This window comes from Halobacillus sp. A1-3 (genome assembly GCF_050971765.1).
GTDB lineage: Bacteria > Bacillota > Bacilli > Bacillales > Halobacillaceae > Halobacillus > Halobacillus mangrovi_B.
The window spans coordinates 101,735-124,410 of record NZ_JBPCEO010000010.1 but is presented as its reverse complement, the minus strand read 5'-3'; the positions used below and the strand labels follow the sequence as shown (position 1 = coordinate 124,410).

The window sequence follows — 22,676 nt, the reverse complement described above, 5'->3', positions numbered from 1 at the left end:
ATACTTAGTTAAGTTCTAAAACGGTGACACCGCTACCGCCTTCGTTCATGCCGCCCGCACGGTAATCCGATATGTTCCGATGATTCTTAGCATAGTTTTGAACAGCTGTCCTTAGTGCTCCAGTCCCTTTTCCGTGAATAATAGAGACTCTCGGGTACCCTGCCAAGACAGCATCATCGATATATTTTTCCAATCGATTCAAGGCATCTTCATAGCGCTCTCCTCGCAAATCCAGTTCTGTCTTCACGTGAAAAGCCTTTCCTTTCACTTTTGCCATCGGTTTCTCTTTGTATGGCTGTTCCGCTTTTATGAACTCCAGTTCCTTCCGCTTTGCCTTAACTTTCATAACGCCGACTTGGACCTGGTACTCATTTTTCCCTGTTTGCTCCACAATCGTTCCGTTCTGATTTAAGGTAAGGAGTTTCACTTCATCGCCTGCTTTCAGTTCGCGCATTTCTTTATTAGGTTTAGGGGCAGGCGCTTCCTTCTTTTTCTTCGCAAGCTCCGGTTTTGCTTCATCAAACATTTTCCGAGCTTCGATCCATTCGTGTTCCTTCATTTGCGCTTCTGATTTCATATTGCGAATTTGATTTACAATCTCTTCCGCTTCTTCTCTTGCCTGTTGGATTGCTTTTTCCGCTTTTTCCTCTGCTTTTGCATAAAGCTTCTCACGCTTGTCCTCGAATTGATTCCACTTTTCTTCCAGCTGTTTCTTCAATTCTTCTGCTTCTTGCAAAATTTGTTCCGCTTTTTCGTAATCCTGCTCTGCCCCCCGCTTGGACTCTTCAAGGGAAGCAATCATATTTTCTACACTTCGAGAGTCGACTCCAATTTGCTGTTTAGCTGATTCAATTATGGTCTCCTCTAAGCCTAACCGTCTTGAAATCTCAAAAGCATTACTTCTGCCTGGTACACCGATCAATAATCGGTAGGTTGGTCTCAAAGTTTGAATATCGAACTCCACAGATGCATTTACGACCCCTTCTCGATTATAGCCGTACGCTTTCAGCTCAGGGTAATGAGTTGTAGCGATTACTCTCGCCTGTCTTTGCACAACTTCATCTAAAATGGACATAGCAAGAGCAGCGCCTTCCTGTGGATCGGTGCCTGCTCCTAGTTCATCAAAAAGGACTAAAGATTTTTCATCTACATGCTTTAAAATGTTTACAATGTTTGTCATGTGAGAAGAAAAGGTGGATAGGCTTTGCTCAATGGACTGTTCATCTCCAATATCTGCATAAACCTCTTGGAAGACAGCCAGTTCACAACCATCCATAGCTGGAATCTGCAATCCAGACTGCGCCATGAGTGTACATAACCCTACAAGTTTCAATGTGACGGTTTTACCGCCGGTATTAGGTCCAGTAATGACAATGGATGTAAATTCTTCGCCAATTTCAACGTCATTCGGAACCACTTCATCTTCAGGAATCAGCGGATGACGCGCCTGACGCATTTTTATACGGCCTTCATCATTCATCTCAGGCATAGACGCTTTCATCAGTTTTCCTAATTTAGCCCGAGCAAACATGAAATCCACATGCCCAAGAATTCCAACATTGTCATATAACAGCGGCTGGTCTTCAGCAATCGCTTCAGATAGCTCTTTCAAGATTTTCTCAATCTCATGCTTTTCCTGTACCCGTGCTTCTTGCAGCTGATTATTCAAATCTACGACAGATTGAGGTTCAATAAATAAAGTGGCGCCAGAGGAAGACTGATCGTGAACAATTCCGCCAATAGATCCGCGGTATTCCTGCTTTACTGGCAGGACATATCTCTCGTTTCTTATCGTTACAATCGCATCAGATAACATTTTTGACTTCGATTTCGTGAATGTGTCCATTTTCTCCCGCACGCGGCTTTCATTTGTACGGATTTTAGAACGGATAGTCCGTAATTTATCTGAGGCACCGTCCATCACTGCCCCATGATCGTCGATACAGCTTCGGATCTGCCTCTCAAGATCTCGAAGCGGCTCAATTCCTGAAACAAGATCACGTAAAATAGTCATTTCCGGTTCTTCCATATCTTCAATAAAACGGCGAAGCTGCCTGCCTCCATAAATCGTGCTTGCGATATCAAGACATTCAAGTGCGCTTAACACGCCGCCTATAGTGGTTCGCTTCAAACTTGGTTTAATATCAAATATTCCACCAAGAGGAACATGGCCTTTTAATCGAAGCACTTGAGCAGCTTCATCTGTTTCTTTTTGTAAAAAGCGAACTTCTTCAAGGTCTGTAGAAGGCTTTAATGCGGCCACCTTTTCTTTACCTAGTGAGGAAGCTGCCTGCTCACTCAGCTGATCGATTATTTTTTTATATTCTAATACATGAAGGATTCGCTGATTCATTATGTCCGTCTCCTTTTACTGCTACTCACTTATTCCGAATTTCTTCATTAATTGTTCTTTTGTCCACGTATTGATTACATTCCCTTTTCTTAGCCATCCTTTTCTTGCTGTCCCTACACCGATTTTCATATGGTCGAGCATCCTGTAACTGTGGGCATCGGTGTTGATGGCAACATTCACGCCTTCTTCCTGAGCTTTCATCAACCACTCCCAGTTCAAGTCGAGACGATTTGGGTTGGCATTCAGCTCAAGAATGGTCCCTGTTTCTTTAGCTTTTTCTATCAACTGCTCAAGATTCACAGCATATCCTTCCCTACGACCGATCAGACGACCTGTTGGATGGGCAATCATATCCACATGAGGATTTTCAAGCGCATTGATTAATCGTTCCATAATTTTCTCTTCCGATTGGCTGAAGCTTGAGTGGATAGAGGCGATGACAAAGTCCATCTCTTGGAGAAAATCATCATCAAAGTCGAGTCTTCCATCTGGCAGAATATCCATTTCGATACCTGCAAAAATATGAAAGTCATTCATAGAGTTGTTTATTTTATCTATTTCCGCCCGCTGTAACCGTAAGCGTTCCTCATTGAGACCATTGGCCACTCTTAAATATTTTGAGTGATCCGTAATAGCGATATAATCATAACCTAGTGATTTGGCTTCTTCTGCCATTTCTTTAATCGATTGTGCCCCATCACTCCACGTCGAGTGCATATGGAGATCTCCGCGAATATCCGAATAATTAACCAAATCAACAGGCTCTTTGAACTTTTCTACTTCTCCGTAATTTTCCCTCACTTCTGGAGGGATAAAATGAAGATTGAAATGTTTGAAGAATTCCTCTTCCGTTTCAAAAGTTTTGACTTCTCCCGTATCTATGTTTTCAATTCCATATTCGCTGATTTTCTCATTTTGTTGTTTTGCCAGTTGTCGCATAGCTACATTGTGATCTTTTGAACCCGTGAAATGATGGAGGGTCGATGCAAACTCATTAGGGGCAACGATGCGAAAATCAATATTGATGTCATAGCCTTCACTGACAACTACAGAGACTTTTGTTTCTCCTGAAGCAATCACTTCTTTAATGTCAGGCAGCGCCAAAAGCTCATCTCTAGTTGCGGACGCGTTTTCTGATGCAATGATAAAATCAAGGTCTTTGATTGTCTCTCTCATTCTTCTCAAACTTCCCGCTCTGGAATATCGGGTGAAGGTTTTCGCTTCGCTTAAATAGCCTTCGATTTTTTCTGCCAGAGGGAGCATAAGTGCAATGGGTAAACGCTCAGGCCGGGTATGGGCCTCTTCTAACGCTTTAAACATTTTCTCGGCAGATTTTTTACCAAAACCTTCGAGTCCTTCTACCTTGCCAGTTTCCAGTGCCGTCTTTAAGCTTTCGGCATCCGTAACGCCCAACTGTTGATATAGTTTGGCCAGCTTTTTCCCGCCTAGGCCTGGTAAGTTCAGCAAAGGAACAAGACCTTCGGGAACTTCAGCTTGCAGCTGTTTTAATGTGTCAGATTCCCCATTTTCGATAAATTCGTCAATCACCGTTGCCGTACCTTTTCCGATTCCCTTCATTTTTGTAAAGTCATCGATTTCATTCAGTGACCGATCGTCTCGTTCAAGAGCCTGGGCTGCTTTTCTGTATGCAGAAATTTTAAACGGATTCTCTCCTTTTAACTCTAAATAAACAGCAATTTTCTCTAATAACTTGATTACTTGTTTTTTATCTACAGTCATCTTTATCGACTCCTCATTCTTATTCATTCCGAAAAAGCGCATAAGCCAGGCGATTAAATGGATGGTTTTTTATATCCATAACAGTCGATTGACTTATGACCCTCAAAGACCAGGTGTTAAAGCTAGATGTAAGCTTGCATCTTAAAAAGTAAGAAGCTTATCATTTCTTGACAATAAAAATGCCGCCATGATCGAAATCATAGCGGCTCATAATCTCACTATCCACACTTCACACTAGCCAGCTACATGTTCGATCCATAATGTCTTCAATTGCTCAGAAAACATTGGTGTATGTTCAATGATTAGTTGAGCAAGTATCGATCCATCCAATGCATTCTGTACCATTTCCAGTGGAACAAGTGCAGCTATATATAAAAGCACAAACAAAATGACGTAGTTTTCAACAAATCCAAGGGCACCGCCTAAGATCTTGTTTAAAGAGTTTAAGATCGGCAATTCAGCTACGAAGTCCAACATAGAAGCGATGATATGTAGGATGATTTTCACTCCGAAGAACAGGATCGCAAAAGCAACAGCATTATAAAAGGCTTGCTCTAATGGCAAGCTGTTCGTAAAAACTGCCCAGGAAGAGTCTTCCGGAAGTTCGGGGTAAGGTACCCAAAGCGTCAATTTCGGAGATAGATCGTCGTAATACATTACGGCTACAACGAAAGCCACTATAAACCCAATTAGGTGGAACAATTGAAGGATGAATCCACGTCTCAGGCCGGTAAATATTCCAATTATCAAAATGAGCAGCAACAGTAAATCAATCATTTTTCTTTTCGTCCTCTTCCTCTTTCTTTTCAATATAGTTCATTAATTCCGTGCATTCTTCTTTTAATTTTATATATTCATTCATAGTGTTCACAGCGGTCAAAACAGCGAGCTTAGCTGTATCCAGACTTGGATTCGCTTCATGGATTTCACGCATTTTCTGATCAACAAGGCTGGATACCATACGGATATGATGGGGCTCTTCATGACCAACTATAGTGTAAGAACGTTTATTGATCTCCACTGTAATTCTTTTTTTCTCTTGGTCTGATTGCGACACGTCCATACCCCCTAGTTTCTCAATCCTAAACATAATAGTAACACGACTGAGTTCAATTAGGAAACCAATATGGACGTTTTTAGGAAATGTTCTATTTTTTCCGTGACTTTGCTATACTGGATAGAAAATCAATACTTCATCAAACCTACATATATTTTAGTTTTTTAATAGAAAGGACACCATTATGCCACAAGTTGTATTAAAAGTGACACCTTCACGCGTCCACCAAATGAAGGATTATTACGATAAACAATTGAAAGCTACGCCGCAAAACGCGGTCTTTGCTGCAAAAACGAACAACTGCACGATTACCGCCTACAAGTCCGGAAAAGTTCTATTTCAAGGTAAAAACCCTGATGCAGAAGCGGCCCGCTGGGGTAGTGCAGAGCAAACCACATCACAGCCAAAAGCAAAATCAAAGAAACATCATGCCTTTCACCCGGATTCATCTTTATTCACCCGTTCCCATATCGGATCTGATGAGGCGGGCACAGGCGATTATTTCGGCCCGATCACTGTAGCAGCCGCTTACGTAACTGAAGACCAAATCCCCGTCCTGAAATCCTTAGGGGTAAGAGACTCTAAAAACCTTTCCGACTCCCAAATAACGGAGCTTGCAAAAGATATAGTCGCATTAAAAATTCCGTACAGTCTATTACGATTGAATAATAAAAAGTATAATCAATGGCAAAGAAAAGGATGGTCTCAAGGGAAGATAAAAACGCTTCTGCACCATCAAGCGCTTGACCGTCTCTTGGAAAAAATTTCTCCAGAAAGGCCAGAAGGCATTTTAATCGACCAATTCTCTCAGCCCGAGGTTTACCAGAAGCACCTGAGAAGTGAAAAGTTAAAGCTTCAAGAAAATGTTTACTTTATGACGAAAGCAGAAAGTTATTCGATTGCTGTCGCTGCAGGTTCTATTATCGCCCGCTCAGCTTTTGTTAAAGCGATGAATCAGATGGAATTTGATACAGGGCTTCCTATTCCTAAAGGAGCCTCTGGAAAAGTCGATCAAGCTGCCGCCGAAATCATCAAAGCGTACGGAGAAGAAAAGCTTGAAGAACTTGCGAAAGTTCATTTTGCGAATACGAAAAAAGCTAAAGCTCTTGTCCGTTGAATTTGAGATGATTTTTAAAAACTCAGCCATCTTTAAATATTCGCTCGTATTATAAAATAAGAATACTTAAATATAACTGTTTCATCTATAAAAAAGGATGCTCCGATTAAATCGGAGCATCCTTTTCATTTATCCGCGCAGTTCAGCTTCATGCTGGTCCTTAACGGCAGTTAAAATTTTATCATGCGCCTCTTCTACTTCTTCGTCCTTCAACGTACGTTGCGGATCTAGATATAGAAGGTTGAAGGCAAGAGACTTTTTACCTTCTGGCAAATGTTCGCCTTGATAAACATCAAAGACCTGAACATCTTTGACTAGTGGTGAGCCAGCTTCAGAAATCGTAGAAGCAATAGCCCCCGCTGAAATGGATTCGTCTACAACAAGGGCGACATCACGGGAAACAGAAGGGAAACGCGGAATCGCCTGGAACGCCTCTTCCTTAGTATATTGGCTGAACAATTCTTCTGCGTTCAAATCAAATACGTAGGTTTCTTTGAGACCTAATTCTTTTTGAAGCTTCGGATGCACTTGGCCGATAAAGCCGATTTCTTTTCCTCCGGCTTTAACAATGGCTGTTCTACCTGGATGCATTTGTGGAAGCTTTGCTTTTTCGTAAGTGAAGGATATATCAAGCTGATCGCTCAGCCCTTCTACAATCCCTTTAACGACAAAGAAGTCGACATTTTTCTTCTCTTGCTGCCACAAATGAGCGAGCCATGTTCCTGTTAAAGCTCCAGAAGCGCGCAAAATTTCCCTGGGCTGAGTTGTCACCTCTTCTTCTTGACTGACAAAGACTGTTCCTACTTCATAATAAGCGAGGTCCGTTTGTTTGCGAGCAACATTGTAAGAAAGAGATGTCAGCAATTCCGGTAGTAAGCTAAGACGAAGGTGGCTGTGATCTTCACTCATCGGCATAGCCAGCCCTACTGGGGACTTTGCCTGACGTTCTATTTCTGGACTAACAAGCATAGGCGCTTTTGATTCATGGGTTAGAGAATAAGTGATTGTCTCATGTAGTCCAGCGCCTTCAAAATAAGCTTTCATTTTACGCTTCAACTGCTGGTTTAATGATAAACCACCTGCTTGAGAGGCTCCCCCAGGTAATGTGAATGGAAGGTTATCGTACCCGTAAATGCGGGCAACTTCTTCAAGCATGTCTTCAAAAAGTTCAATATCTCCACGGCGAGTCGGTACGCTGACCGTGAACTTCTCTCCTTTTTCTTTATAGGAAAACTGGAGTCGGCGTAGAATATCTTTAATTTCTTCGTTAGAAATATCCGTTCCTAAGCGATCGTTGATGACCCCTGTTTCAATCGTTACTTGCTTTTCTGAACGATTCAATTTATCGAAGCTTACAACACCCTCTAATACTGTGCCATTTGCATATTTGGCAAGCAATTCACTGGCACGCTTCCCAGCACGTTCCACTCGATTAGGATCGATGCCTTTTTCAAAGCGAGTACTTGATTCACTTCGCAAGCCATGATCTTTGGAGGATTGACGCACAACAGCAGGATTGAAAAAGGCCGCTTCTAGAATAATGTTCTTCGTATCATCCTGAACTTCGGACTCTGCTCCCCCCATGACACCAGCAATGGCATGAGGTTGTTCACCATTTGTAATAACTAAATGTTCTGAAGTAAGCGTCCGCTCCTGATCATCCAGAGTTTTTATTGTTTCTCCATCTTTGGCACGTCGAGTTACAACTTTATTGCTTCCAAATCGGTCATAGTCAAAAGCGTGCAGCGGCTGCCCATATTCCATGAGCACATAGTTAGTAATATCAACAACATTATTAATCGGTCGAATGCCAGCAGCTGTAAGACGGTTCTGCATCCAAAGTGGTGAAGGACCGACTTCAATGTCTTTAATTACAAAAGCTCCATAATAAGGGTTTGCTTCAGGATCCACAACTTCCACAGCTATCGCGTCTTCAGCCTTTTCTTCTGCTGAAGGAACCTTCTCTTCTGCTAACTCATATTTACCATCAATGGCTGCCGCTACTTCATAAGCGACACCAGCCATACTCATTGCGTCCGCACGGTTTGGTGTAAGACCAAGTTCAATGATGATGTCATCTAAGTTAAGAAGAGAGATGGCATCTGCTCCAGTTTCAACATCCTCAGGGAAAACGTAAATGCCATCTGCATATTCTTTCGGCACATCTTTTTCATCTACTCCTAGTTCTTGAAGAGAGCAGATCATTCCATTCGATTCTTCTCCGCGCAGTTTAGTTTTCTTAATTTTAAAGTTCCCCGGAAGAACAGCCCCAGGTGTAGCTACAGCAACTTTTTGTCCCTGAGCTATGTTCGGAGCTCCACATACAATCTGTAATGTTTCTTCTCCTACATCTACTTGGCAAAGAGATAATTTATCTGCGTTTGGGTGTTGTTCACAGGATTTTACATAGCCCACAACGACACCTGTCACTTTTTCAGCAACAGGTTCAACACTTTCTACTTCAATTCCTGTTTTTGTAATGATTTCTGCTAACTCTTCCGGTGTATATTCGCTTACGTCAATATATTGTTGTAACCAATTTAAAGATACGAGCATAGGTTTTTATCCTCCTTTACGCCTTATGATACTGTTCTAAGAATCGGATATCGTTTGTGTAGAAGTTACGGATATCATCTACACCATACTTCAACATCGCAATACGCTCTGGACCCATTCCGAAGGCAAAGCCAGAATATTCTTTTGGATCATATCCGGCCATTTCCAACACGTTCGGATGCACCATACCTGCGCCTAGAATTTCAATCCAGCCTGTACCTTTACATACAGAGCAGCCTTCTCCACCGCAGACCTTACAGGAAATATCCATCTCTACGGAAGGTTCAGTGAATGGGAAGAAACTTGGACGAAGACGGATCTTCCTTTCTTCTCCAAACATTTGCTTAGCAAAAGCATTTAGAACCCCTTTCAGATCACTCATTCGAACATGCTTATCAACCAACAATCCCTCGATTTGCGTGAACTGGTGAGAGTGTGTCGCATCATCGGTGTCCCTGCGATACACTTTCCCAGGACAAATCATTTTTACGGGCTCGCTACCATTTTTAGCATTCATTGTTCTGGCCTGAACAGGGGATGTATGGGTACGCAGAAGAAGTTCTTCTGTAATATAGAAAGAGTCTTGCATATCACGCGCTGGGTGGCCTTTCGGAAGGTTCAGCGCTTCAAAATTGTAGTAATCTGTTTCAACTTCTGGACCTTCTTTGATTTCGAAGCCCATTCCGATGAAAAGATCTTCGATTTCTTCCACAATGCTTGTCAGAAGATGCGGGCCTCCGACTTGAACAGGACGGCCGGGAAGTGTTACATCGACACTCTCTTCTTCCAACTGCTTCTCTAGCGCTTCATCCTCCAGACGTGTCTGCTTGGATTCAATCGCTTCAGCAACTTGTTCTCTGACTTCATTTGCCAGTTGGCCGATAACCGGGCGTTCTTCCTTGGATAACTTGCCCATTCCTTTCAATACTTCTGTAATGGGTCCTTTTTTCCCTAAATATTCAACGCGAACATCTTTTAAGCCTTGCACATCATTCGCTTGCTCCACTTTTTGCAGCGCTTCTTGTTTCAGCTGCTCTAAACGTTCCTTCATGGAAAGACTCCTCCTTTTAATTGAAAATAAAAAAAGCCCCATCCCTAAAAAGGGACGAGACTTGTCTGGTTGTTTCGCGGTACCACCCTTGTTGACATACATACGTATGCCCACTTCAGTTTTAATAACGGAAATAAATCCGGATCACCGTTGTGATCAGCTCCAGAGTGAATATTCAATAACTGCCACGATAGAAACATTTCCAGTCTAAGATGCTTCTTCCCTTGATCGATTTACAATTATCTACTTAGCTCTATCCAAGCTTTTTTCATGTATAAAAAGTTTTTATCACTATTTTTAAATTATAGAGAAAGAATAAGGAGAATGCAAGCCTATCCTTTCATGTGATACATCAGAACAGCAGCTGCAATAGCAACGTTCAAGGATTCTGCCTGGCCGTAGATGGGGATGTGAACTCGTTTATCAGCTAAACCAGTGATCTCCTCTTGAATTCCTTGCCCTTCATTTCCCACGATAAGGGCTGCTTTTTCAGGTGAATTCAGTTGTTTGAATGACACGGAGTCATCCAAAGTGGAAGCCCAGACCTCAACTCCTTCATTTTTCAACTCAGAGATAAAGGCTGCAAGATCTCCTTGAATAAAGGGTGTGTGAAATAAAGACCCTTGTGTAGCGCGTACCACTTTATCATTATATGGATCAACGGTTCCTTCACCAAGAATGATCTGGTCAAAACCAGCGGCATCGGCTGTACGAATCAATGTACCGAGATTGCCTGGATCCTGGACAGCATCAATCATCAGGGTTAAAGGAGCTTGAGTGAATGTAAATTGTTTTTGTTCTACTACAGCTGCGATCCCTTGTGGAGTTTCTGTTTCTGAGATTGCTGCAAAGACTTGCCGGCTTACTTCTGTGGTTGGGATCTTGTCTGGCAATGGGAATTCAACGCCTTCTTGAACGATAAACTCCTGAATATCCCAATTGCTTTTTATGACTTCTTCGACTAAATGGTGCCCTTCTACTAAAAAGCGGCGGTTCAGGTTTCGATGTTTTCTTTTATGTAATTTTTTCCATTCTTTTACTTTTTGATTTTGTAATGAAGTTAACATACTCGTCCCTCTTCTATTTGGTTGATTTCTCACTTATCATACATAGCTTTCTGCCCATTGGTCAAACTAAGTGTGAAAATTTTTATGAGTTGACCTAAATGTAAAGGAGGACATCTGAAATGAATTTAAACCTTAGAAACGCGATTCTTTCCAACGTAAGCGGTCATAATGCTCAGCAATTAGAAGCTACTATTGATGATGCCTTGCAAAAAGGTGAAGAAAAAATGCTTCCTGGATTAGGAGTATTTTTTGAATTACTATGGGAAAATTCTGATGAGCAAGAACATCAAGAGATTTTAAACACTCTTGAGCAAAGCCTAAAACAACAGAATGCTCAATAACGGATAAGTAAAAAAGCCAACCCGCACTACATGCGAGATGGCTTTTTTATTTTTTACTGAAAAGTGATCTTCTGTACTTTATCTGCATCAAGGTCTTTGATACATGCAACAATCAAGTTCACTGCATTTTCGAAATCATCACGATGAAGCATCGCTGCATGAGAGTGGATATAACGGGTCGCAATCGTAATGGACAGTGCTGGTACCCCGTCATGACTCAAATGAATGGAACCTGAGTCTGTTCCGCCTCCAGCAAGGGAATCGAATTGATACGGGATGTCATTTTCTTCTGCTGTATCCGTTACAAAATCACGCAAGCCTTTATGAGACACCATGGACGCGTCATAAAGAATGATCTGCGGACCTTTACCCATCTTGCTTGAAGCATCTTTGTCTGACACACCTGGAGTGTCGCCAGCAATTCCGACGTCGACACCAAAGGCGATATCCGGGTTAATTAGGTTGGCAGAAGTACGTGCTCCGCGAAGCCCAACTTCTTCCTGAACTGTCCCTACACCATAAACAATGTTCGGGTGTTTTTCCCCTTTTAAGCGCTTCAGCACTTCAATGGCAATCGCACAACCAATGCGGTTATCCCATGCTTTAGCAAGAAGCATTTTCTCGTTTTTCATTTGTGTGAACTCAAAATACGGTACGACCGAATCCCCAGGCTTAACCCCGAACTCTTCTGCTTCTTCTCTGCTGGAAGCACCGATATCAATAAACATGTCTTTAATTTCTACTGCTTTCTTACGTTGGTCAGGCGGCAGAATATGAGGCGGCTTCGAGCCAATGATTCCTGTTATATCACCACTACGAGTCATAATCGTCACTCGCTGGGCAAGCATAACCTGACTCCACCATCCACCAACAGGCTGGAAGTATAGATAACCGTGATCGTCAATACGAGTTACCATAAAACCAACTTCATCAAGGTGACCGGCAACCATAATGCTCGGTCCTTTTTTGTTTCCTGTTTTCTTGGCGATTAAGCTGCCAAGGTTATCAGTAAATACTTCCTCCGCATAAGGTGAAATGTACTGCTTCATGACTTCTCTTGCTTCTTTTTCATTACCTGGTACGCCTTTAGCGTCTGTAAGATCTTTCAACATCATCAGAGTTTCATCTTTTTTCGCCATATGTATCATTTCCTCCTTTTTATCTCCACCTGCTATTATATAACTTTTGAAGCGATTTCACAAAGGTAGAGGTACGATTAATACCCCTTGTCTTGTCGTTCATAATTCACGATATTTTTGGAGTGATAAGCATCCATCAGTTCTTCTTCCTTAAGTCCCAGCGTTTCTCCTAATTTTAAATAACTATGAAAAGCATTTGAATAGGTTGCTTCATTTGTTGCATTCCGAAGCTGCTCAATGTGACTGTACACTTTGAGAAAAGCCTCAGTTTTTGTATTGCAGGGATGAACAGTTTGCGGAGAATATCGATAGCCGAGATCAAGCCCCAATGAAAGTAAGAAATGCAGGCCGTCTACATATTCTTCAAGGATCACGTGTTTTTCGCTAGCTGATTTTGTACTCCAGAATTTGAAGCAGCGCGTTTCATTAGCAAGCTCTCCCAGTTCAACAAGCAGGGCCAAGATTTTTTCGTCAACGACGTTCACATCCGTTAATTGGTGATTTTCCTCAATGTATTGATCTAGTGTTTTTTGCATTTGATAGAGCTTTTCCCAATTCACAGTAATATCTCCTTTAATAAATTTTTCATCATAAATGTATCATTTTTTGAAACGTAAAGACACTCTCACACGTATGTAAATTATCAAGCCATATGCAGGGAGACGATCCTATGATAATCATTTTGTTTCGCTTATTATTGTTAATTGCGATCGCTTTTATCTTATATACGGCCTACAAATTCATCATTAATCCCAGAAGAAAACTTGACCTTGCCCGTGATAAAAAAGAATTTTATTTCCACGACAACAAAGAAAATACGAAACAGAATTTTCTCATGACCTATAAAGGACTAGTATTCGAAGGAGAAAAATACTTAGGGACCACCGATCATTCATTTGAAGTTGTAAACATCAGCGTAAGCGCCCACACACCTGAAAAGCTGCAAGGACTTACAAGAGAAGATCTCTATTTCCTTGAGCAGGAGATTCTGATTCGTTATCCATATGCTTCGATTGAATGGAAATATCCCGTCAACAGGCTGATCATTCATCCTTTAAAAGATGAACAGCATGATTAAAAAGCTACCTTACAAGGATTGATCCTCAAAAGGTAGCTTTAGCTTTAAGCGCTTGTTTGAAAAAAATCTCTCCAAAGAAATACTTCATATTTTTTACGAATAAAGAAGCATAAAGCGATGAGCAGTGAAGAAAACAAGACCATTAATGGAATCGATAATAACGTGATCCACTGCCCGAGAGAGGTGTAAATAACAGCTAAAGGAAAATTAGCAAACAATGAAGACTTCGTGTAATCTTTAAAATCTGCACTGATTTCAATCAGACAATAAGACAGCAGATGAAAATGGATGAATGGAATCAAACGTAAAACGGCTACTTGCTTAACGGTCAATGTTGCATTCTTTTTCATCCACTTTTCTTTTAGAGACCGCAGCCTCTTCAAACCTGAAGGTACTAATCGAATGGTTCGATAGAACAATAAACTAGAAAGCATCGTCCCGATTACAGAATACGCCGTACCTGCAATTGGTCCAAACAATACACCACCTGTAATGCATACAAGCATGACAGGCAAAAATAAAAATGGACGTAATAAATGAATACCTATAAATAAGAGCGGTGCCCAGGCTTCCTGATGTTCTAACCAAGCTATTACAGCTGCTGATGTCTCGCCCATCCCATCCCCCTCCCTGTCTACATATTATGACAGAGCGGTCAGAGATAGAACCGGTTTAGAAGATACCCCCAAGCAAGAAGATGCATAATAGTTAGGACAGGGAGGCCCCTCTTGAATGAGCGATGCTTTGTCTTATGCCTAAACACGATCATCCCAAGCCATCCGCCTAAAGCTCCTCCTAGAAAAGCAAAGGTCCATAGCGTTTTTTCCTTGATTCGCCATTTTTCTCTCCGCGACCTGCGCTTATCCATCCCCATTAAAGTAAACAACCATAGGTTGATCAGCAGAATGTATGTAATGATGAACCCCGATACGATCTCCAAGATACGACCTCCAAATCCTAAGTAAAAAAAGTCATTTCCTGGCGATCGGAAATGACTTTTTCTCAAAAATATTTATACAGTTCTTATTTAAGAGCTGACTTAGCTTGTTCTGCTAGGCTTGCGAAACCTTGCTGATCATTTACAGCAAGATCAGCTAGCATTTTACGGTTCACTTCTACACCAGCTAGCTTAAGACCGTGCATCATACGGCTGTAGGAAATGTCGTTCATACGTGCCGCAGCGTTGATACGTGCAATCCAAAGTTTACGGAAGTCACGTTTTTTCTGACGGCGGTCACGGTATGCATACTGACCTGATTTCATTACTTGTTGTTTAGCTGTTTTGAATAGAGCGTGTTTTGAACCATAATAACCTTTTGCTAGTTTAAGGACACGGTTACGACGTTTACGTGTCACTGTTCCACCTTTTACTCGTGGCATTGGAATCCCTCCTATATGTTTCGTTCTTGATTAGTCTTTTGGAAGCATGTGCTTGATGCGGCGGTAGTCTCCAGCAGAAACTAGCGCATCTTTACGCAATTTACGCTTTTGTTTTGTAGATTTGTTAGCGAACAAGTGGCTTGTGAAAGCGTGGGAACGTTTCACCTTACCTGTTCCAGTCTTTTTGAAGCGTTTTTGAGAACCTTTATGGGTTTTCATTTTTGGCATGTGAATTTCCTCCTTTTACTTGGTTCAGAGACTTACTTCTCGGCAAGAGGAGCAAGCATTAAGAACATACTGCGACCTTCCATTTTAGGCTTGGTCTCAATTTGGGCGATGTCTTTACATTCTTCAGCCATACGCTCAAGAACTTCCTGCCCTAGTTCTTTGTGAGTGATCGCACGACCGCGGAAACGGACTGATGCTTTCACTTTATCGCCTTTAGACAAGAACTTGCGAGCATTACGCAGCTTCGTATTGAAGTCATGCTCTTCAATGTTCGGACTTAGACGAACTTCTTTAACCTTAATGACCGTTTGTTTCTTGCGAGCTTCTTTTTCTTTCTTCTGCTGCTCGAAACGGTATTTACCGTAGTCCATCACTCGGCAGACTGGAGGCTTAGCATTTGGCGCCACCATAACGAGGTCAAGATTTGCATTCGCTGCAATATCAAGTGCTTCATTACGGGATTTGATACCAAGTTGCTCCCCATTTACATCGATTAGACGAACTTCGCGGGCACGGATTTTTTCATTAACGTTCATGTTATCCTTGCTAATATTGAGCCACCTCCATCGTATTTTAGAAAACCTTATAGAGATCTGTCATCGACAAGATTTTTAAACATTAAAAAAGTGTCGGTACACATACTGCACCCACACGTATCCCATCGTTTAAAAAGGATTTATGACCTGCCAACTGCTTTTTGCGTCGATCAGGTGAGAAGCGGGTGCTTCTACTTGTCTCTAGATCCGTTCATTCAGTTACCTAATATATAGTAGCATGCCTTATGATTCCTGTCAACAATCAATTGACCATATCGAAGACTACTTTTAAAAGGATAAGGGATTAAAGCGGGAATTTCAAGAGATTTTCAGAGACAACTTCTTCCTCCTTTGATTTTTGGAGATCGGTTCATCAGTATGGTACGTGATTGATTAACTGGTGCGCCACCTTGCACCAAGCCAAAGCCAGCAAATATAAAAATGGCGCGAGAACAATCTCCCGCGCCAATTCTTACTTATTTTCTTAATAGCTTTTGATCAATTTCATTACGGATTTCTTCAATGAATTTCTCCACTGACTTCGTTTCCGAATCCTGTTCGCCATAGCGTCGTACGTTAACGCCGTGATCCTCGATTTCGCGATCTCCGACTACAAGCTGGAAAGGTACTTTTTGCATTTGAGCTTCACGGATCTTGTATCCGATTTTCTCATTACGCTCATCCAGCTCAACGCGTACGCCAGCTTGACGAAGTTCGTCTTCAAGCTTTTTAGCGTAATCTAAGTGGGCATCTGCGGAGACAGGGATAATTTTTGCCTGAACCGGGGCGAGCCAAGTCGGGAAGGCTCCTTTGTACTCTTCAATAAGGAATGCTACAAAGCGTTCCATTGTTGAAACGACTCCACGGTGGATAACCACCGGACGATGGTCATTCCCGTCTTCACCGACATAAGTCAGGTCAAAGCGTTCCGGTAAGTGGAAGTCCAATTGGACAGTGGAAAGAGTCTCGTCTTTTCCTAGGGCTGTTTTGACTTGGACATCGAGCTTCGGACCGTAGAAGGCCGCTTCGCCTTCCGCTTCCACATATTCAAGCTCCATATCTTCCATTGTCTCTTTCAGCATAGCTTGAGCTTTGTTCCACATATCATCGTTATCTACATACTTCTCTTTGTCTTCTGGATCACGATAGGAAAGACGGAAATAATAATCGTTGATCCCGAAATCATGGTAGACCTCTTGAACTAGACGGACTACTCGTTTGAACTCATCTTTCAGTTGGTCCGGGCGTGCAAAAATGTGGGCATCATTCAATGTCATGGCACGTACACGCTGAAGTCCTGCAAGCGCTCCGGACATTTCATGGCGGTGCATCGTACCTAACTCAGCAATACGTACTGGCAGGTTGCGGTAGCTATGCAGTTGATTTTTGTAAACCATCATGTGGTGCGGGCAGTTCATTGGACGAAGCACAAGATCCTCATTGTCCATTTCCATTGTCGGGAACATGTCATCTTGATAGTGGTCCCAGTGTCCACTTGTCTTGTAAAGGTCTACGCTTCCTAGCACAGGTGTATAAACGTGATCGTATCCAAGCCGCTCCTCAGTGTCGACGATATACCGCTCAATTGTACGGCGGATTGTCGCGCCCTTCGGCAGCCATAGCGGCAGACCTTGTCCAACTTTTTGATTTACTGTGAAAATGTCCAGCTCTTTTCCTAGCTTACGGTGATCCCGCTCTTTGGCTTCTTCTAGAAGATGTAGGTACTCTTCTAATCCGGCCTTCTTCTCAAAAGCTGTACCGTAAATTCGTTGAAGCATTTTGTTGTCGCTGTTACCGCGCCAGTAGGCACCGGAAATACTCAACAACTTGAACACTTTGATTTTGCTAGTTTGTGGAACGTGTACACCACGGCAAAGATCGAAAAATTCACCTTGCTTGTAGATTGTCACTTGTTCCCCTTCAGGAATATCATCAATAAGCTCAAGCTTCAAATCATCTCCGATTTCACGGAATTTCTCTTTCGCTTCTTCACGAGATAATTCAATACGCTCGATTTCATGATTTTCATCGACGATTTTTTGCATTTCTTTTTCAATTTTCGGCAAGTCTTCTGGAGTCAGAGACTCTTCCATATCAATGTCATAATAAAAACCATTTTCAATAACAGGGCCAACACCAAGTTTCACTTCGCCATAAAGGCGTTTAATTGCCTGGGCCATCAAGTGAGCTGTTGAATGACGAAGCACCTCGATCCCTTCTGGGTTTTTATATGTCAAAATTTCAATGGCTCCATCTTTTTCAATAGGACGTCTCAGATCATAAGGCTGTCCATCCAGCTTGATTGCTAGAGCTTGCTTTTTCAAGCCTGGTGAAATGGAATGAGCTATTTCTTCGCCAGTCGTGCCTTGTTCAAACTCCTTTGCATTACCATCTGGAAATGTGATTTGAATCGCATTCGCCACTTTCATACACTCCTTTTCTAATAAAATTAAAAAACGCCCGTCCCTTAGCATCAAAACTAAGGGACGAGCGTTGTCACTCGTGGTTCCACCCAAATTCCCGCATTACATGCGGCTTCGTTCATCCTTAACGCGGACCAGTCGCTACTCAATACTAGTAATCGTTCATAAGTAGAGCTCAAAGGTGGTAAACTGCTAAGTCGTCAAGAAGGAGCTTTCAGCCGATGACTCCTCTCTCTAATCATGCGTCTCTCAGAGTTCGTGTCCTTTTCATAGCCATGTATATGAATATGTAGGTTATTATATCCATTTATCTACGTTAAATCAAGACATTTTAAATGGAAATTCAGACTGGGCTTTCCAAGTAGCTTTTTCTTCAAAAATATTGCGTATTAATTCAAGATGTGGATCATCTGGTTTGTTTGTGTAAATGACCAGTTGATCAGGGGCGTGAACAAGCGCTGGAGTGATACACCAATGAAGTGGCAGATCTTTGATCGACTCATCTGGATACTGTTTCATATACAATAAAGTCTCCGACTCACTAATCGGGTTGCCTTCATCATGAAAATACGTGAGTCCATTGTTTTGATACAAGTGAAGAAGCGAGACCCCTGTATCCCGATTTTGTACTCGGTATCTCCATGAATCAAGCAAAAGCTGGTAAGCTTCCTCCTGTTTATACTCATCAATGATAAACCCTGTATATTCCACAATTAGACGGTGGCTATCCTTTAAACAGTCTACACACATATCATCAAAATTAATCACCGAATGGAGAGTCACGTAATTTTCCAAAAAGGATTGTATATTTCTATAGACAGGTGGCATGGCAAGCCCGGACGGCGGTTCTCCTTCAAACTCACGACCGATCTCCAGAATTCTCTCAATTTCTCGACGATCTTCGTAATAATAAGTATGCCGGAGCACACCTTCCATCCAGCCTAGCCACTTCCCCGCTCGTATGACCTGCAGGCAAGCTTGAACGATTTCACGATAGGTGGACTGGCTCTTATTTTCATTTTCTAAAGTAACTTCATAGTGTTCCAATTCATCCTTCAAAAGCCAAAGCTCTTGCTCTTTTACAACTGAATTATAGAACAAATCAGCTTCACGCCGTTTTGAAAATTGTAAGCAAATCACAGTGTTTCCCCCTCATCCCGACTTTCCTCTCCTGATTTATCCGAAGTGTGTTCCTGTATAAATCAACGATCAGAAACGCAATAAAATGAACTCTGGATGTCCACGTATAAGGTTGTCTTTTCCATCTTATATTTATGAAAAGGATGGGGGAAACATGCTTTTAAAGAATTAAAAGTTTTGCAATTAACTTCTACGGTTACGTCCTTTGACTTGAATCAACTCGCTCAGCTGCTTAATACGTTCGGTAATACGTTTTGCTTTCACTTGCTCTATATCTCCTCGATTACTTGTCATTAGTACTTTCTCGAGTTCTTCAAGGTTATAGTTTGAAGTGAAAAATACAGGCAGGCGCTCCATCATTCGGTACTGGAGAATGGATCCTAGAATCTCATCTCTGAACCAAGCGGATTGCGATTCAGCTCCAATATCATCCAGCATTAAAACAGGAATCTCTTTGAAAGCTTCAATCTTTTCATTCATTGAATCATCTTTTATGGAAGATTTGATTTCTCTCACTAATTCCGGCATGTAGATGATCATGGATGGAATGTTTTTAGAGCTTAGTTCATTAGCGATTGCCCCAAGAAAGTACGTCTTACCAACCCCAAAAGGTCCGTGAAAATATAGACCTTTACTTGGAAGCTCATCGCCGAGGTTTTCTATATAATTAACTGTGGCTTCTACAGCCTGTCCTCGTTCAGGATCTTGTAAATCGAGTCGATCTAAACTCGCTTCCAGAATTTCTCTAGGCATATGCAAACTTTTCACAAGAGACTTCTGGTGTTGGTGGTGCTCTTGTTTACGTTGACGGCGGCATTTATCGTAAGCCAATTTCACTTCCGTCCCGTTCTCCACTTCTAAACGCGGAACATATCCCGGTAGAATATTAATGCATTCTTCACGAGAGGGACATTTTTCACAGTTTTTTGACTGAGTTTGATATTCATAAAGTTTGATCAGTTGTTTTTCAAGCTCTTTTTCTGTTAAGGAGGGGTGTTCATTCATGAGGTTGATGACCTCTTTTGACTTAAAAACTTCTTCTTTCATTCGATTCATACGTTCTTGAAAAAGCTTATTTTCCCTCATCCACTTTTGCAGTGATTTTTGAATCGGCTCCATGATGTTCACCACCTTTTTTCATCAATTTCCTTTATTCGTCAACCGCTTAATCCGTTCAGCGATATCGCTTGTGTTCACAGGTGTTTCTGTCGCGTGCTCGTCAGAAGAAGCTTTTTTCTGTTCGTGGAACCATGCTGGAATCACTTCTTCCTTCTTACTTCGTTTTTGTGATTTCTGCTTACCCCACTGCTGGTATTTCTGATGTTCAGCTTTTGCTAAGTTCATAGCCTGTCTAACCGTGGTTACATTTTTTCTCGTCCAATGACTGGCGATTTTTTCAAGGTAGGCTTTCGATAATTTCATGTCCGTTTTTAATAAGACATAATGAACCAGAACGTTCATAACACCTGGAGTAAGTCCTTGCTCAGTCATCACATCACGAATCAGTTTGAGATCCTGGTCTGATGCACGATTGCCTCCAGACAGGTCCTCAAGCAGTTCTCGTGGTGAAATCTGCTCTAACATATCGACAAACTGCTCTTCCTTGCTCTGGGCTGCAGAGTCCGATGTTTCTTTTACTTTTTGTCGCTGATCCAAAGTATTGGTTTGATCCTTCGAAGGTTTTTCCTTCATAAAATCATGGCAGGCCGCTTTTAATTCTTCAGCTACTAGTTGGTGATTTTCATCAATCGCCCATGTGACAGCTTTTTCAAGTTCTAATGTTGTCAAATTATAGAGAGAAGCCAACTGAGCAATCAGCTTTTTGTTAGGACCAGTTAATATCCGTTCACTTTGGTACATCCTGTTTTTCAGAGACTGGTGCAGCCAATCAAAATCAACACGACTGAAATTAAGTACAGGACCACGTTCTTTCCTATCCTTCAAATCTTCTCGCTTCAGCTGGACCTCTGGAGGAATCCCTTCCGTAAAAGTAGAATGGAACACTTCATCAAATGTTACCGTTACTTCTTCGTATTCATCCATGGACACATATTCAGTCGTTAAGCGTTCCTTGATTTGTTTATATTTGTCTGCTCCCAGTTCATGAAAGAGAAGCAATGACAGCATATCATCCATAAAGAATTCATTCGGAGAAAAAGGCGGATAAACTTTGTATAAGTAAATGGATTGCTGGTCTTCACCACTTTTCTTATAGGTGCTTATCAATCCAATCGCTTCTAGCTTTCTCCTTGCATCGTACACTTTATCCAAAGGAGCCGAAAGGTAGGTCATCAGCGTGTGGTGAGACTGTACACTCTGTACATCCGTCAACTCTGATTCTGAAACCAAGATTTGGTATAAAGAAACGGCTAATTGACCAATGATTGGCTGATAAAGATGAGTAAGTGAATGATGAGCATTCGTAGGAAGTGCCCCACACTTCAGTATTCGAAACCCATCTACAGGAAGTAGTTTCCCTACAGAATGATTCACTCCTCTCCCCCCTTTTCGTAAAGTCTTGCTTCTTACTTTTAATTCTATAACGTATGCGTAAAAAAGAAAATGAGCCACGTCAGGCTCATTCATCATCCTCGTGTTTAATTAATTCTTTTAACTCATCAATGAAAACATTAATATCTTTGAATTGTCTATAAACAGAAGCAAAGCGAACATAAGCGACTTCATCTATAGAGGATAATCGTTCCATGACCATTTCCCCTATTTCTTTGCTCAGCACCTCAGATACGCCTCTGTTTCTTAACTCTTTCTCAATATCTAGCGTGACACTCTCTAATTCTTCAACAGCGACCGGGCGTTTTTCACAGGCACGAATAAGCCCACGCATCAATTTTTCACGACTGAACTCTTCTCGTGTTCCTTCTTTCTTTACAACAATTAAAGGAACTTCTTCGATTCTCTCAAATGTCGTAAAACGAAAATCACACTGTTCGCATTCTCTGCGCCGCCTTATCGACTGGCCTTCCTCAATGGGTCTGGAATCCAACACTTTCGTGCTCTTATAATGGCAATTTGGACATTTCACCTTGGATCAACTCCGCATCGTCTCATTTCTATCACTTCCTATGATCGATCGATAGTCGTGTACTGACTATCCAACTTTTCATAAAATTGCACAATGAGATTTCGGCTGAATCCAAAATCCACAGGTCCACCTGATTCGGTTGTAACCGAAAAATCTACGGCTGTTCGGAAAGGTCTTACCATAATTACAGTAGCAACAACGAATGCACGACGCTTCCCTTTATATTTGACCGTAATTTCTCCGCGTTCTTTCGACGAAGCGACTATCTTTGACGGATTGGAGAACATCTCCTCGATCGATTTAAATAATTCGTCATGTTTTGCCTTGTAATAATGAGTTACAAGCTGCGGATCTTTATGTTCTTCGCTTGATTCAGCATGATTACTGAAATATCTAGAAATAAAAGCCTTCACTTACCTAACCCCTT

Annotated in this window: 23 protein-coding genes and 2 other annotated features; of the genes, 3 read left to right on the top strand and 20 right to left on the bottom strand. The window is 41.7% G+C overall.

Annotation, left to right across the window (positions count from 1 at the left end):
- Positions 1–4: 4 nt before the first annotated feature.
- From ACRYKC_RS17230 to zapA, 4 genes are all read right to left on the bottom strand, one after another.
- On the bottom strand, positions 5–2,353 hold the full coding sequence (locus ACRYKC_RS17230; RefSeq protein WP_433808588.1) for an endonuclease MutS2: 2,349 nt from the start codon (positions 2,351–2,353) through the stop codon (positions 5–7).
- Between the two features lie 21 nt (positions 2,354–2,374).
- Positions 2,375–4,093, bottom strand: a complete 1,719-nt coding sequence (gene polX, locus ACRYKC_RS17225; RefSeq protein WP_433808586.1) for a DNA polymerase/3'-5' exonuclease PolX — start codon at positions 4,091–4,093, stop codon at positions 2,375–2,377.
- A 234-nt stretch (positions 4,094–4,327) separates the two neighbouring features.
- The gene (locus tag ACRYKC_RS17220) at positions 4,328–4,870 is read right to left on the bottom strand and encodes a CvpA family protein (protein ID WP_433808584.1); all 543 of its coding nucleotides are present in this window, start codon (positions 4,868–4,870) and stop codon (positions 4,328–4,330) included.
- Entirely contained in the window at positions 4,863–5,156 is a 294-nt protein-coding gene (gene zapA, locus ACRYKC_RS17215; protein ID WP_433808582.1) for a cell division protein ZapA, read from the bottom strand. The genes ACRYKC_RS17220 and zapA overlap by 8 nt, the downstream gene beginning before the upstream one ends.
- Before the next feature lie 178 nt (positions 5,157–5,334).
- On the opposite strand from zapA, the gene rnhC reads away from it, so the two are divergent.
- Positions 5,335–6,267, top strand: a complete 933-nt coding sequence (gene rnhC / locus ACRYKC_RS17210; protein ID WP_433808580.1) for a ribonuclease HIII — start codon at positions 5,335–5,337, stop codon at positions 6,265–6,267.
- A gap of 129 nt (positions 6,268–6,396) precedes the next feature.
- Here rnhC and pheT read toward each other — a convergent pair whose 3' ends face one another.
- The 3 genes from pheT to ACRYKC_RS17195 all read right to left on the bottom strand — a co-directional run bounded on the left by pheT (position 6,397) and on the right by ACRYKC_RS17195 (position 10,941).
- On the bottom strand, positions 6,397–8,823 hold the full coding sequence (gene pheT, locus ACRYKC_RS17205; RefSeq protein ID WP_433808578.1) for a phenylalanine--tRNA ligase subunit beta: 2,427 nt from the start codon (positions 8,821–8,823) through the stop codon (positions 6,397–6,399).
- A gap of 16 nt (positions 8,824–8,839) precedes the next feature.
- Positions 8,840–9,874 carry a phenylalanine--tRNA ligase subunit alpha gene (gene pheS, locus ACRYKC_RS17200; RefSeq protein WP_433808576.1) on the bottom strand — a complete coding sequence of 345 codons (1,035 nt, stop codon included), beginning with the start codon at positions 9,872–9,874 and terminating at the stop codon, positions 8,840–8,842.
- Positions 9,875–9,921: 47 nt separating this feature from the next.
- Positions 9,922–10,143, bottom strand: a binding site (T-box leader).
- A gap of 63 nt (positions 10,144–10,206) precedes the next feature.
- Positions 10,207–10,941 (bottom strand): TrmH family RNA methyltransferase, encoded by a 735-nt coding sequence (locus ACRYKC_RS17195; protein WP_433808574.1) that lies wholly within the window; start codon positions 10,939–10,941, stop codon positions 10,207–10,209.
- Positions 10,942–11,060: 119 nt separating this feature from the next.
- Here ACRYKC_RS17195 and sspI point away from each other — a divergent pair, with 119 nt between their 5' ends.
- Positions 11,061–11,282, top strand: coding sequence for a small acid-soluble spore protein SspI (gene sspI / locus ACRYKC_RS17190; protein WP_433808572.1), 222 nt, complete (start codon positions 11,061–11,063; stop codon positions 11,280–11,282).
- Positions 11,283–11,335: 53 nt separating this feature from the next.
- Here sspI and ACRYKC_RS17185 read toward each other — a convergent pair whose 3' ends face one another.
- Together ACRYKC_RS17185 and ACRYKC_RS17180 are read right to left on the bottom strand one after the other, a co-directional pair.
- Positions 11,336–12,421 (bottom strand): M42 family metallopeptidase, encoded by a 1,086-nt coding sequence (locus ACRYKC_RS17185; RefSeq protein ID WP_433808570.1) that lies wholly within the window; start codon positions 12,419–12,421, stop codon positions 11,336–11,338.
- Between the two features lie 77 nt (positions 12,422–12,498).
- The gene (locus tag ACRYKC_RS17180) at positions 12,499–12,981 is read right to left on the bottom strand and encodes a dUTP diphosphatase (protein ID WP_433808568.1); all 483 of its coding nucleotides are present in this window, start codon (positions 12,979–12,981) and stop codon (positions 12,499–12,501) included.
- Positions 12,982–13,091: 110 nt separating this feature from the next.
- On the opposite strand from ACRYKC_RS17180, the gene ACRYKC_RS17175 reads away from it, so the two are divergent.
- The gene (locus tag ACRYKC_RS17175) at positions 13,092–13,499 is read left to right on the top strand and encodes a sigma-w pathway protein ysdB (RefSeq protein ID WP_433808566.1); all 408 of its coding nucleotides are present in this window, start codon (positions 13,092–13,094) and stop codon (positions 13,497–13,499) included.
- Positions 13,500–13,543: 44 nt separating this feature from the next.
- On the opposite strand, the gene ACRYKC_RS17170 is transcribed toward ACRYKC_RS17175, so the two are convergent.
- The 11 genes from ACRYKC_RS17170 to ACRYKC_RS17120 all read right to left on the bottom strand — a co-directional run bounded on the left by ACRYKC_RS17170 (position 13,544) and on the right by ACRYKC_RS17120 (position 22,662).
- Positions 13,544–14,116, bottom strand: a complete 573-nt coding sequence (locus tag ACRYKC_RS17170; protein ID WP_433808564.1) for a TVP38/TMEM64 family protein — start codon at positions 14,114–14,116, stop codon at positions 13,544–13,546.
- A gap of 38 nt (positions 14,117–14,154) precedes the next feature.
- On the bottom strand, positions 14,155–14,439 hold the full coding sequence (locus tag ACRYKC_RS17165) for a DUF1294 domain-containing protein (RefSeq protein WP_433808562.1): 285 nt from the start codon (positions 14,437–14,439) through the stop codon (positions 14,155–14,157).
- A gap of 83 nt (positions 14,440–14,522) precedes the next feature.
- A complete protein-coding gene (gene rplT, locus ACRYKC_RS17160) occupies positions 14,523–14,879 on the bottom strand; it encodes a 50S ribosomal protein L20 (RefSeq protein WP_433808560.1) in 357 nt (118 codons plus the stop codon).
- Positions 14,880–14,909: 30 nt separating this feature from the next.
- Positions 14,910–15,107, bottom strand: a complete 198-nt coding sequence (gene rpmI / locus ACRYKC_RS17155) for a 50S ribosomal protein L35 (RefSeq protein WP_035509568.1) — start codon at positions 15,105–15,107, stop codon at positions 14,910–14,912.
- Positions 15,108–15,139: 32 nt separating this feature from the next.
- On the bottom strand, positions 15,140–15,643 hold the full coding sequence (infC, locus tag ACRYKC_RS17150; RefSeq protein ID WP_079479459.1) for a translation initiation factor IF-3: 504 nt from the start codon (positions 15,641–15,643) through the stop codon (positions 15,140–15,142).
- A gap of 78 nt (positions 15,644–15,721) precedes the next feature.
- Positions 15,722–15,846 (bottom strand) — a sequence feature (ribosomal protein L20 leader region).
- A 273-nt stretch (positions 15,847–16,119) separates the two neighbouring features.
- Positions 16,120–18,072, bottom strand: coding sequence for a threonine--tRNA ligase (thrS, locus tag ACRYKC_RS17145; RefSeq protein WP_433808557.1), 1,953 nt, complete (start codon positions 18,070–18,072; stop codon positions 16,120–16,122).
- A gap of 315 nt (positions 18,073–18,387) precedes the next feature.
- The gene (gene ytxC / locus ACRYKC_RS17140) at positions 18,388–19,206 is read right to left on the bottom strand and encodes a sporulation protein YtxC (RefSeq protein WP_433808555.1); all 819 of its coding nucleotides are present in this window, start codon (positions 19,204–19,206) and stop codon (positions 18,388–18,390) included.
- A 183-nt stretch (positions 19,207–19,389) separates the two neighbouring features.
- Positions 19,390–20,325, bottom strand: a complete 936-nt coding sequence (dnaI, locus tag ACRYKC_RS17135; protein ID WP_433808553.1) for a primosomal protein DnaI — start codon at positions 20,323–20,325, stop codon at positions 19,390–19,392.
- Between the two features lie 21 nt (positions 20,326–20,346).
- Entirely contained in the window at positions 20,347–21,699 is a 1,353-nt protein-coding gene (locus ACRYKC_RS17130; protein ID WP_433808551.1) for a replication initiation and membrane attachment family protein, read from the bottom strand.
- An 85-nt stretch (positions 21,700–21,784) separates the two neighbouring features.
- Positions 21,785–22,249, bottom strand: a complete 465-nt coding sequence (gene nrdR, locus ACRYKC_RS17125; protein WP_085029313.1) for a transcriptional regulator NrdR — start codon at positions 22,247–22,249, stop codon at positions 21,785–21,787.
- 38 nt (positions 22,250–22,287) lie between these two features.
- Positions 22,288–22,662: a cytosolic protein gene (locus ACRYKC_RS17120; protein ID WP_433808548.1), complete on the bottom strand. Its 375-nt coding sequence runs from the start codon at positions 22,660–22,662 to the stop codon at positions 22,288–22,290.
- Positions 22,663–22,676: the final 14 nt, after the last annotated feature.

Bases quoted from the DNA above. Each gene is read 5' to 3' on its own strand.
- ACRYKC_RS17230 (WP_433808588.1), bottom strand. From the start codon at position 2,353: ATGAATCAGCGAATCCTTCATGTATTAGAATATAAAAAAATAATCGAT.
- polX (WP_433808586.1), bottom strand. From the start codon at position 4,093: ATGACTGTAGATAAAAAACAAGTAATCAAGTTATTAGAGAAAATTGCT.
- ACRYKC_RS17220 (WP_433808584.1), bottom strand. From the start codon at position 4,870: ATGATTGATTTACTGTTGCTGCTCATTTTGATAATTGGAATATTTACC.
- zapA (WP_433808582.1), bottom strand. From the start codon at position 5,156: ATGGACGTGTCGCAATCAGACCAAGAGAAAAAAAGAATTACAGTGGAG.
- rnhC (WP_433808580.1), top strand. From the start codon at position 5,335: ATGCCACAAGTTGTATTAAAAGTGACACCTTCACGCGTCCACCAAATG.
- pheT (WP_433808578.1), bottom strand. From the start codon at position 8,823: ATGCTCGTATCTTTAAATTGGTTACAACAATATATTGACGTAAGCGAA.
- pheS (WP_433808576.1), bottom strand. From the start codon at position 9,874: ATGAAGGAACGTTTAGAGCAGCTGAAACAAGAAGCGCTGCAAAAAGTG.
- ACRYKC_RS17195 (WP_433808574.1), bottom strand. From the start codon at position 10,941: ATGTTAACTTCATTACAAAATCAAAAAGTAAAAGAATGGAAAAAATTA.
- sspI (WP_433808572.1), top strand. From the start codon at position 11,061: ATGAATTTAAACCTTAGAAACGCGATTCTTTCCAACGTAAGCGGTCAT.
- ACRYKC_RS17185 (WP_433808570.1), bottom strand. From the start codon at position 12,421: ATGGCGAAAAAAGATGAAACTCTGATGATGTTGAAAGATCTTACAGAC.
- ACRYKC_RS17175 (WP_433808566.1), top strand. From the start codon at position 13,092: ATGATAATCATTTTGTTTCGCTTATTATTGTTAATTGCGATCGCTTTT.
- ACRYKC_RS17170 (WP_433808564.1), bottom strand. From the start codon at position 14,116: ATGGGCGAGACATCAGCAGCTGTAATAGCTTGGTTAGAACATCAGGAA.
- rplT (WP_433808560.1), bottom strand. From the start codon at position 14,879: ATGCCACGAGTAAAAGGTGGAACAGTGACACGTAAACGTCGTAACCGT.
- rpmI (WP_035509568.1), bottom strand. From the start codon at position 15,107: ATGCCAAAAATGAAAACCCATAAAGGTTCTCAAAAACGCTTCAAAAAG.
- infC (WP_079479459.1), bottom strand. From the start codon at position 15,643: ATGAACGTTAATGAAAAAATCCGTGCCCGCGAAGTTCGTCTAATCGAT.
- thrS (WP_433808557.1), bottom strand. From the start codon at position 18,072: ATGAAAGTGGCGAATGCGATTCAAATCACATTTCCAGATGGTAATGCA.
- dnaI (WP_433808553.1), bottom strand. From the start codon at position 20,325: ATGGAGCCGATTCAAAAATCACTGCAAAAGTGGATGAGGGAAAATAAG.